Here is a 9,812-nt window from a genome sequence, read left to right on the forward strand (position 1 = left end):
GAAATTGGCGACCACACTGCTTGCACTGATAGCACTGTCTGCCGCGACGGTGACCGTTTTTAGCCGTGTGAGTGGAGTGACATTGAGGACATTTCATACCTTCATTGTGCCAAAGCCAGCATTACTTTTTCAGCAACGCCGAAATTTGAAGTTGATTCAACCAGGCCCTTACGGAGCGATTGCAGCAAGATCGCTAATCTCCCACAGCGATCGCCGAGTAGTAAGCTGACTGGCTACGGTGCTGTTCGTGCTGGAGATATTTGTTATTTGGCGACGAATTCAACCTCGCACAGTTCGCAGGGTAACGTTGGATCGTCGATATCAATCATCATCCATAAACGGTTTTTCCCGTGCCTGAAGGCACAAACCCCCTCGACTTTTCCGGTGAATAAGGAACCATCGGGTGTACGAAGCTCAATCCAGCGTGGGTTCGTATCGAGGATACCTAAGACTGAACCTGTGACCCTGCCATCCGAGGTGACATCGGGCGAATCCTCTGCCGCTGCTGAAAAGATAATGCCTGTTTGAGTCACGATTGCATCGGTAAAACTCAAGTTCAGCCCCTGCAAATTGCCCAAATCATACTGACAAATATTCTGCAACGCTGGAGGTTGGTGATGCTCTGGGTTATCCAGATACGCTAAAAAGCTGTCCCAGTCCAAATCAACCATGGCATTCACGGGCAGTAAATTGTTGTTAGGCTTGCCATTGCCGCGATTGAACAACCGAAGCTGACCCTCCTGAAACATGGCTCCTTCAATATTGAGTTCACTGCCTGAAAAGGGCGTGCAAGCTCGTAGTTGGACATACAAAGCACTTGCCTGTATCAATTTTGGGTTGGATGGGTTGGATGCCTGCACCCTTAAAATTTGCTCCCGTTGTGCCGTCGAACCAGAGCCAAACGCCAGAAGTAACTCGCCCTTTGGAGTGGGAACGGTGGTACAGGCTTCTAAATCTAGTTTGAAGCGTTTATTCCCACGCAAGTCGTCAAACTGCCTTGCTCCTGCCTCTCCTGCCGCGAGGGTGATGGCCTCAACACTTAGGCTCTCTGGATCAATCAACACCAGAAAGTTGGCATCATCTTGAACCAGGGCCAGTTTATCACCCAACCAACTGAGGCTAGAACCGGCGCGAATATGAGCGGGGCGATCGCTGACCGGATCGGCTCCTTGACTGTAGAACAGTGGTATCCTTCTTTGTATGGTTGCCTTCACCGCTGGATCTCGATTGGCTTGCATCATTGAAACTGTAGCTTTACTCAACGCTGTTGCCTCCCCTCACAATTCTGTATCCTGATTCAATTTTGGGGCTGTGATGTCTTGTCCTGCCTGATGCAGAATCAAGTGCTTCACATGACCTTGCGGATCTCGAACGAAGGTAATTTGAGCATCAACTTCCGTGATGAAAAATTGAGTCTCCGTTTCTGCAAATAACTCAACCTGAGATTGCCCGGTAGCTTGAGCGTAGAGTCGGTCATGTTCTTTGGTAATGGTGAGAATGAAGTCTGGCGCGAGTTCATAGCGCCCCACATATGCATCAAACAGGTTGGGATCAACAGGGATTGCCTGACGTTGCCTGGGTGGATGATGTTTAGCTAGGGGATAACGGGGTTCTAACAGATGCAAGCCAATATCATTGACATCATGCTCTGAATTTGATATTACAACAACTCCAAATCGCTTCTGTTTCACAAATCCCAAAAAGCTGCGAAATCCACCTGTACCACCGTCATGGAAGCTGATTTCTGTCTCATGATGGTTCAAAAGATGCCAGCCCAGCGCGATCGCCATTCCGGATGTTCCCGTTTGCGCCTGAACTATATGGGTAGTCTGAAGGATTTGATTTAACGGGGAAGAGACAAGTTGCAAATTTGCTCCTAAAAACTTGAGCAAATCGTTTGCCGTGGATCGCAATGCTCCTGCTCCTGCTAAGGTCGGAAAGTCCCAGTAAGGCACGGGTTGAGCGAGGGTGTTATGTCCGGTTGCAAAGCGAGCCTGTTGTTCCGTAGTCAGTTCAATACCCGTATCGTGCATTTGCAGCGGTTGAGTGATCTGAGTCTTAACGAGCGTTTCGTAATCCAGACCTGTTTTAAGGCTGAGCAGATGCCCCAACAGACCTGTACCCAAATTGGAGTATTCGTACTGGCTGCCAATATCTCGTGGTAATTGAAAGTTGGATAAAAACCCATACAACTGGTCAACAGAGTAATCGACATAGGGATTACTCATATCCGCTGGGGCAAAGTTATCGGGTAAATGGGGCAACCCGGAAGTATGTGTTGCTAAATCCAATAAGGAGATTTCTTGACCATTGCGAGTGGGTGCTTTCACAGGACCAGGCAGCAACGTAGAGATGCGATCGCTCAGGTTGAGAGGGCCTTGCTCCACCAGATTTGCTAGCACCAGCGTTGTAAACACTTTGGTAATGGAACCAATTTCAAACAGGGTATTTCCATCCACTGAGTAGGAATCCGTCTGATCTCGCTTACCCTGTGCAATGATGCGGTTGCCACTCTCATCAATGACTCCTACGACAATACCAACACTCTGTTTCTCCTGATCAATGCGTTGTTGCAAAATGGCTTCAATCTCGCTATCTGCCAGGATTGTTTGAGCCGTTGTCATGATTTCAACCTCCCTTGACACCCATCATTCGAGAATTCTGACTCTATGGTTTCCTCACTTGTCACCGGTTTAGATTTCTGGGGACGGCGGTTTGCCCATTCTGGCTCGAATTGACCAAGTTCGCTGTGCGGTGCGAAGCAGCTCCCCTTTCAGGTCACCTCATTGCCTTACGAAAAATTAGACCTCTCTACCGCTAAGCCTGTTTTCTCTTGGGCAAACCCCGAACTGGGTCAAGATGAAACCAAAATGGCAAAGAACGTGGCCTCCCTGCCCTTTGTCTTCAAGCACGTTGCCCTGATGCCCGATGTTCACTTGGGTAAAGGTGCCTTGGTAGGTTCGGTGGTGGCGACGAAAGAAGCGATTGTGCCTGCGGCGGTGGGAGTCGATATTGGGTGTGGCATGGGCGCGATCAAAACGCCTTTTGTGGCGGAGCAATGGGACGGTAAACTGCACCAGATTCGGCAAGACATTGAAGCTCTAATTCCCATTGGCTTTAACGAGAATGATGAAGCAGACACCCAAGTGCTGGACTGGCAAGGCTGGCAAGACTTCAAGTATCTGCACGCTGGCGCACAGCATTTGGAAGCGAAGGCTTTGAAGCAGATGGGGTCGTTGGGAGGCGGCAACCACTTCATCGAAGTCTGTATGGATGAGCAAAATCAGGTTTGGTTGATGCTGCACTCCGGGTCTCGTCATATTGGCAACGTGCTGGCACGGCGCCATATCGAGACGGCGAAGGAGTTGGCAAAGCTAGCGGGCGAAAAATTGCCTGATCCCGACCTGGCACACTTTGTTCAGGGCACCCCAGAGTTTGAGGCGTACTGGCGTGATTTGCAGTGGGCACAGAACTATGCCCGTGTGAACCGCGAAGTGATGATGGCGCGATCCAAGCGAGTGCTAGAAAAGCATTTGGCGAACGATCAACCCTTCACTCCTTGCCTGAACGTTAACTGCCACCACAACTATGCTGAGCGAGAAGTGCATTTCGGTGAGGAAGTGTATGTGACTCGTAAGGGGGCAGTCCGCGCACAGCAAAATGACTATGGCATTATTCCGGGTTCGATGGGAGCCAAGTCTTACATTGTGAACGGCAAGGGGAATGTGGCAAGCTACTGCTCTTGCTCTCATGGGGCGGGACGCTTAATGTCCCGCAACAAAGCCAAGCTCAACTTCACCTTGAAAGACCTGATCCAGCAAACACAGGGGATTGAGTGTCGTAAGGATGAAGGGGTGCTGGATGAAATTCCCGGAACCTACAAACCGATCGACCAGGTGATGGCCAACCAATCTGACCTGGTAGAGGTGGTGGCAACCCTGAAGCAACTTGTTTGTGTGAAGGGTTAGGGGTGAACTGGCAGCAACAAAGTTAGGGGAATCCCCCAAGTCTTGAACCTCCCCTAGCCCCTAAACTCCAGTCATTGCAGGCTCATGGCACTGGCAACGACAAAAGTCGAATAACACTATGTCATCCAGGGATCTGCCACCGATTTCCGTGACCTGAAAATTACAGCACAGGATTCGTTTAGCGATGCGATCGCCAAAGCCAGCAACCCAAACTTTGGGGGAATGAATGCTTCTGTTGCCTATGACTGGGCAATCAAGCACAAGTTCAAGGCAGACGTGTTCTGCTTTTGGACGGACTATGAAAGTTGGGAAGGACGCAAGCATCCTAGCCAAGCTTTATCCGAGTACCATCGTAAGGTGAACCCTCAGGCAAAAGCAGTTTACGTAACCCTGGCTCCCTACAATATCTTGCTGGTTGAGCCACAAGCTTCAATGTTGTGGGGTATTGCCGGGTTTGATCCAGGAACACTACGTTTGATCCAGATGATTGCAGCAGGAGAGCTTTGATTTGCTTAAAGTTGGGAGTACCCTTTCCACGAAAGTGCTCCTAATTTGGGGTTTCAGAATTATGACAAACGGCGAAGCTAAGCAGCGACTAGAGTTTTGCTAATCTGCTCGAAGATGGACTCAAACTTGTGCTTCGCCTCATCAAACTCTGGCACCTGCCAATCCGGGATAGAAGTGCCATCCAATTGATTCGCATTCAGGTAAACCGGATAGCGAACTTCAATTTGTAACGCCTCAACTTGCGGCATCTGACCGTAGTACCGCGTGATGTACCCACCACTAAACGATTTATTGCGAACCACCTGATAACTCTGTGAGCAAAAGGCAGCCTCAACGACGGAAATGAAGTGCTCAGAACAAGTTGTACTATTTCCGTTCCCTAAACAGATTTCATCCTCAATCAATCCAAGAAAACTGTGTAGATCCAGCAAGTATACCTTGCCAAATTTCTCAATCTGTTCGTTTAGCAGAGCTTGAAGCTGTCGATGATAGGGACGATAGTATTGCTCAACTCGTTGCTCAACCTCTTCTCTTGAAGGCGGAGTTCGATAAATCGCTGTGTTGACCGCAGTCTTTTCAGCAACAACCGATTGCCAAAAGTTACCAAAGAGCGGTTCCTGAAGCGATCGATTGAGGTCAACCACATAACGGCTATAAACGGCTTGCAAGACGGTAACACCTAAATGAGGCAGAAAATCATAGAGTTTGTCGAGATGCCAATCCTGATTGGGCAAATAGTGCCGGTGAGAAGCTTTTAGAGTGTCAGTGATCTCCTTTGATATAAGCAATCCACTGTGAGGCAGACTGGCGATGACCGGAATGGTTTCAGTGGTTGGTAAGTGCAGGAGAAAGGGGTCTGGCATTGTCGGCTCAGTAAGTGAACAAAATTGCTTGATCCCTAATATAGGAAAACTTTGATGCCGCTCAGCAACGGATTGACTCAGTGTTTGCATTGTTGGTGGCTGATGCAGAATCGCTCAGGGAGGCGGTATGCGCGAAGGGCATCAGCGAAGCTACTGCTATCCTGGATGAGATTGAGCAGCGGGAATTGAGCCAATAGTATGGCGATCGACGGTTAGCAAGTGAGGCAGTCCGCGAGGAGTTATGGTTTCGTATAAAAAATATTCGAGTATGTGCCAGTTACCAGTTAGCTGATAATCTGTTTGCACGCCAGTTAAGTCCGAAAAGTTATTGCGGCGGTTGAAGAGAATGTTAGGCGGTCGGAGAGAGTAGATGAATCAATCCAGCATTCACGGGGGTTGCCTATGCGGAACAGTGACATTTGAAGTGAACCCACCCTTTCAGAAAATGGCTCATTGCCACTGCTCACGGTGTCGCAAAGGCACGGGCACAGCTCACGCCACCAATCTAACTGTTGAACCCAGTCAGTTCCGCTGGCTTTCAGGGGAAGAAGCTATCACCCAGTATGACCTTCCTACAGCAAAGCGCTTCAGCAAATGGTTTTGCAGTCATTGTGGGTGCCCGGTACCACAACTAACACGCGATGGCAAGATCATGACTATTCCGGCTGGCTCGTTGGATACAGCCCCGCCTATCACTCCGAGCGATCACATCTTCTGGGCATTGAGAGCGCCGTGGGGATGTCCTAGCGGAGGATTGCCAACCCACGCTGAGTATCCAGAGTCATGGTAGAGCCAGAACATGTCTAATCCGATGGAACTTGAGACCGTACATCTCCGCCTAGTGCTGCAATCGACCGAAGAGGTTCTCGCCCAAATTGAGGCAATGAGTCCTGCAGATCAGGCTGAGGTTTCTCCAGACTGGATCGCACAGCTCCGGGCTGCCCCATCACCAAACCCGTGGACGCATAGCTTCGCGATCGTGCTCAAGACGAGCGGTGCCGTCATTGGTAGTTGTGGGTACAAAGGCCCACCCGGTTCTGATGGCATTGTTGAAATTGCCTATAGCGTGAATGCCGATCAACAAGGGCGGGGGTACGCCACTGAAGCAGCAGAAGCACTGACCCGGTATGCCTTAGAAAGTCGTCAAGGGCGGTTAGTCTGTGCTCACACGCGACCTGAGGAAAATGCTTCAACGCGGGTGCTTACCAAATGTGGCTTCCGCCGGGTTGGAGAAGTAAACGATCCGGAGGATGGTCTTGTGTGGCGATGGGAGCGTACAGGTGGGACGGACTAAACACACCATCAAACATCAACTCCCTTCACAACCGATCTATGAAAGTTCCAACCACTGCACTGACTACTCATCAACTGTTCATCAGCAGAGCCTTACCCCATCTTGCCGCAGACCCGCGATTAGTGGGTGTTGCAGCAACAGGTTCTTGGGCAGAGAACTCAATGGACGAGTTCAGTGATCTCGATTTGATTATTGCTGTGGAGCATGAGAGCTTCGCACAGGTGATGTCCGAGCGAGAGAGTATTGCTGCATCACTCGGAGAGCTATTGGCAGCGTTTACGGGTGAGCATGTAGGGGAGCCACGGGTCTTGATCTGCCTTTACAACTCACCGCTCCTGCATGTTGATCTCAAGTTTTTGTCCATTACTGATGTTGCAACGCGAGTTGATGAGCCTGTTGTTCTGTGGGAACGCGACGATCGGCTATCACAGTCTTATGCTGCTAGCACCGGTGTGTATCCCTTACCCAGTGAGCAGTGGATCGAGGATCGATTTTGGATATGGATTCAATATGGAACTAGCAAGATTGCGCGGGGAGAATTGTTTGAGGCGCTAGACTTCATTTCCTATCTACGGAGCACGGTTCTCGGTCCTCTAGGACTACTGCGATCAGGATGCAAACCAAGCGGTGTTCGGAAGATTGAGCAGCTTGCACCGACTCTCGCTGAAACCCTTGAAAGCACGGTCGCTTTGCACGATCGGGAGAGCTGTTATCTCGCATTGGAACGGTGCCTCGAAATTTATCGAGCGCTCCGTTCAACGGCAATTACCCATCATGCAGCGGCTGAGGAAGCGGCTGTTGAATATTTGAAGACGATGCGTGCACGTCAAGGATAGGATTCTCACTCACCTTGATCAATACAGGCATGATTTTGGCCGAACTGGCTAGTCTCCTCAACATTCATGGCTTCACGCAGACGGATACATCGCTGAATTTATGCGTTATGCGCTTTAGCACTTGTTGCCTCAGGGGGTAACAAGAAGGTTAGAATAAAGACTGGAGGCGGAAAGCAGAGTGTAAACCTTGCTGAAGATACATTCGCTTATTGCCACTGAGCTGTATCCAAGACTCTACCCAATCGCTGGCTAAATCTATCCCTTCTAACCAGGCATGGGCATACAAACCTATCCAAAAATCGCTATGCCTGCGTTGTATTCTTCGTTCTTCTTTAGCTCGACAAATATAGCTAGCTAAGCCTTGAGCACGAACTTCATGGCCTTGAATGACCGCACTGGTATAAGCAAGGACTAAGAGGACAAATAAACCCGATAAGCGTTCAGGATTGAGACGAGTGGATTCGACTTGATACCCCTTTCCTTCACGTCAACTGAGGTCACACCAGCCATCAGCAGAGCAGACGAAACAACTCCTCTCAGCCTAGCTTATCTGCCCTCTGCCTAATTTAAATTGGTATCACCCCTCTTCTGTCAATTTCATGAGAGAAAATTTGAGAAGCTCGCATTTCGTTGCTGGCATTACCAATTTCTAAGCTAGACAGAACGAACCAATGTAGGGTTCAATCATTCTCTGGCCAGAGTGATAGAAGAGGGATCACAAGCCCAAACTGGATCCGCTTTAGGGGTGCCATTTCCAGGGGCTGCAAAGGTGCCCAACCATTCGTGCGTATGGGCACAGGCAACCGTGCTGCGAGTGCGAACTTGATCGGACTTGGCATGATTTATTCACTTATCCCACTATCATTTGACGCACTACCAGCTTGCGATCGCTTACCAAAATCTGGAGTTGGCAACCCTCACACTTTGCCTGCTTGGCATTTAGTTTCAAGTTGGGCTTTACGTGATGCTTATGAGGATTTAGACTGTCCTCTCTGAATTTGACAGGTGACGTGGACTCAGTGAGATTCTGTTAGCCCCTATGTAATAACTGTCCGTTTGAAAGGTATGTCCAAAATAGAGGCAAACAAGCTTTACAGATCGCTTCGACATGGCGGTGGTCGGTGCCACAGCAGCCTCCTAGGACATTCAAATGGGCAAATCTCTGTCTCAGTTCACGGTACTGATTGCCCAGTTCTTCTGGATTACCATCGTCCAGAGTTTCTGACTCATTTAATTCTGCATGGCTTTTAGGAGACGCATTGGCTCGGATACCCTGGATTCGCTCTAGCCAAGATTCCCCAGAAATCATTGTTTCTGCAAAGTGGGTTGGGTGGGCACAGTTAATCATGTAGTAAGCAGGAGCTTGGTTAGTAGCCTGATCCACTTGGGCGATCGCATCCTTCAAGCTCTGGCCTGTAGGCAATCTACCATCGGTTTCCACTGTAAAGGAGATGACGACAGGCATCCCCAGGGATTGGGCCGCAGAGGTAATGCCAATCGCTTCTTCGACATAGTTCATCGTGATGGCTGTAACCAAGTCAGCATCCGCATCACGGAAGGTAGCAATTTGGGAGCGATGGTAATCTGCGGCGGCTTCTGCGGTCATTGCATCAGCAGGAATGTAGCCATCTCCACGAGGGCCAATACATCCACTAATCACCATCAGACTTTGTTCGGTTTCGTATTCCTGGCGGATATCGTGTAGGAGAGCAAGCGCCTGACGGTTGACCTCAGTAAGGGCAGTACTGGAGTATCCCAGTTTTGTCGCCCAATCCGGGTTGGCCCGCCAGGTGGCGCTCTCTAGAACCAGGCCAACTTGATAGTTCTTAGCGAGGGCAGCATAGGTGCGGAAGTATGACTCAAGGGCTCGATAGCCTGCCTCGTGCTTTAATAAATCGAAGGCAGCAAAGTCAGGTAGCTCTAACCCTTCGCGAAAGATCAACGTAGTTTCGATTCCCCCATCGGTGAGAAATAGATCGCTCGATAATTGGGGCAGATTCTGTCGATATTTAGCCATTTGAGTTCTCCTATTTAACTTTGGTTTAGTTTTGTGTTTACTGGGTTAAGAGAGGGATGGATTTACTTTTGTAGGGGTGGAATGCGTCGATTCAGATTCAATACCAGAGCAAGTCAGTTCAGCACGAATGACCTGCTCTGGCGATCGCTAGGCATTATTGAGAGTAAATCTGAGCAATAGCAGACAAGTGGGATTGTTGGGACTCCCCAATCTGCCCAGGGCAAACGCATCTTATTGAGCAAAGACTTTAGCCAGATAATCATTATCCCAGCCTGCTTTGAGGCGCTTGGCCTTCATTCCCCCCTTGGCAGTCTTCTCTTGGCTCAA

At 49.5% G+C, this 9,812-nt stretch carries 11 protein-coding genes; 5 read left to right on the top strand and 6 right to left on the bottom strand.

Going from position 1 to position 9,812, the window contains the following annotated elements; all coding sequences use genetic code 11:
• From NDA01_RS30470 to NDA01_RS30480, 3 genes are all read right to left on the bottom strand, one after another.
• Positions 1-97: transposase-like zinc-binding domain-containing protein (locus NDA01_RS30470; protein ID WP_431193408.1), on the bottom strand; the 97-nt coding region annotated here is incomplete at its 3' end.
• Positions 98-263: 166 nt separating this feature from the next.
• On the bottom strand, positions 264-1,262 hold the full coding sequence (locus NDA01_RS30475; RefSeq protein WP_348230987.1) for a DUF6929 family protein: 999 nt from the start codon (positions 1,260-1,262) through the stop codon (positions 264-266).
• A 15-nt stretch (positions 1,263-1,277) separates the two neighbouring features.
• Positions 1,278-2,624: a serine hydrolase gene (locus NDA01_RS30480; protein WP_348230988.1), complete on the bottom strand. Its 1,347-nt coding sequence runs from the start codon at positions 2,622-2,624 to the stop codon at positions 1,278-1,280.
• Positions 2,625-2,786: 162 nt separating this feature from the next.
• On the opposite strand from NDA01_RS30480, the gene NDA01_RS30485 reads away from it, so the two are divergent.
• Both NDA01_RS30485 and NDA01_RS30490 read left to right on the top strand, forming a co-directional pair.
• Positions 2,787-3,968 carry an RtcB family protein gene (locus NDA01_RS30485; protein WP_348230989.1) on the top strand — a complete coding sequence of 394 codons (1,182 nt, stop codon included), beginning with the start codon at positions 2,787-2,789 and terminating at the stop codon, positions 3,966-3,968.
• A 123-nt stretch (positions 3,969-4,091) separates the two neighbouring features.
• On the top strand, positions 4,092-4,475 hold the full coding sequence (locus tag NDA01_RS30490; protein WP_488657392.1) for a hypothetical protein: 384 nt from the start codon (positions 4,092-4,094) through the stop codon (positions 4,473-4,475).
• Between the two features lie 77 nt (positions 4,476-4,552).
• On the opposite strand, the gene NDA01_RS30495 is transcribed toward NDA01_RS30490, so the two are convergent.
• Both NDA01_RS30495 and NDA01_RS30500 read right to left on the bottom strand, forming a co-directional pair.
• Positions 4,553-5,338: an N-formylglutamate amidohydrolase gene (locus NDA01_RS30495; RefSeq protein WP_348230990.1), complete on the bottom strand. Its 786-nt coding sequence runs from the start codon at positions 5,336-5,338 to the stop codon at positions 4,553-4,555.
• Positions 5,339-5,494: 156 nt separating this feature from the next.
• Positions 5,495-5,644 carry a hypothetical protein gene (locus tag NDA01_RS30500; RefSeq protein WP_348230991.1) on the bottom strand — a complete coding sequence of 50 codons (150 nt, stop codon included), beginning with the start codon at positions 5,642-5,644 and terminating at the stop codon, positions 5,495-5,497.
• Positions 5,645-5,708: 64 nt separating this feature from the next.
• On the opposite strand from NDA01_RS30500, the gene NDA01_RS30505 reads away from it, so the two are divergent.
• The 3 genes from NDA01_RS30505 to NDA01_RS30515 are packed head-to-tail and all read left to right on the top strand — an operon-like array spanning position 5,709 to position 7,468.
• Positions 5,709-6,128 carry a GFA family protein gene (locus NDA01_RS30505; protein WP_348230992.1) on the top strand — a complete coding sequence of 140 codons (420 nt, stop codon included), beginning with the start codon at positions 5,709-5,711 and terminating at the stop codon, positions 6,126-6,128.
• A 9-nt stretch (positions 6,129-6,137) separates the two neighbouring features.
• Positions 6,138-6,632 (top strand): GNAT family N-acetyltransferase, encoded by a 495-nt coding sequence (locus NDA01_RS30510; RefSeq protein ID WP_348230993.1) that lies wholly within the window; start codon positions 6,138-6,140, stop codon positions 6,630-6,632.
• A gap of 38 nt (positions 6,633-6,670) precedes the next feature.
• Complete coding sequence (locus NDA01_RS30515; protein WP_190550287.1) at positions 6,671-7,468, top strand: aminoglycoside 6-adenylyltransferase; 798 nt, start codon at positions 6,671-6,673, stop codon at positions 7,466-7,468.
• Positions 7,469-8,498: 1,030 nt separating this feature from the next.
• Here NDA01_RS30515 and NDA01_RS30520 read toward each other — a convergent pair.
• Positions 8,499-9,485 (bottom strand): homocysteine S-methyltransferase family protein, encoded by a 987-nt coding sequence (locus NDA01_RS30520; RefSeq protein ID WP_348230994.1) that lies wholly within the window; start codon positions 9,483-9,485, stop codon positions 8,499-8,501.
• Between the last annotated feature and the right edge of the window lie 327 nt (positions 9,486-9,812).

This window comes from Trichocoleus desertorum AS-A10 (assembly GCF_039962155.1).
Taxonomy (GTDB): Bacteria; Cyanobacteriota; Cyanobacteriia; order FACHB-46; family FACHB-46; genus Trichocoleus.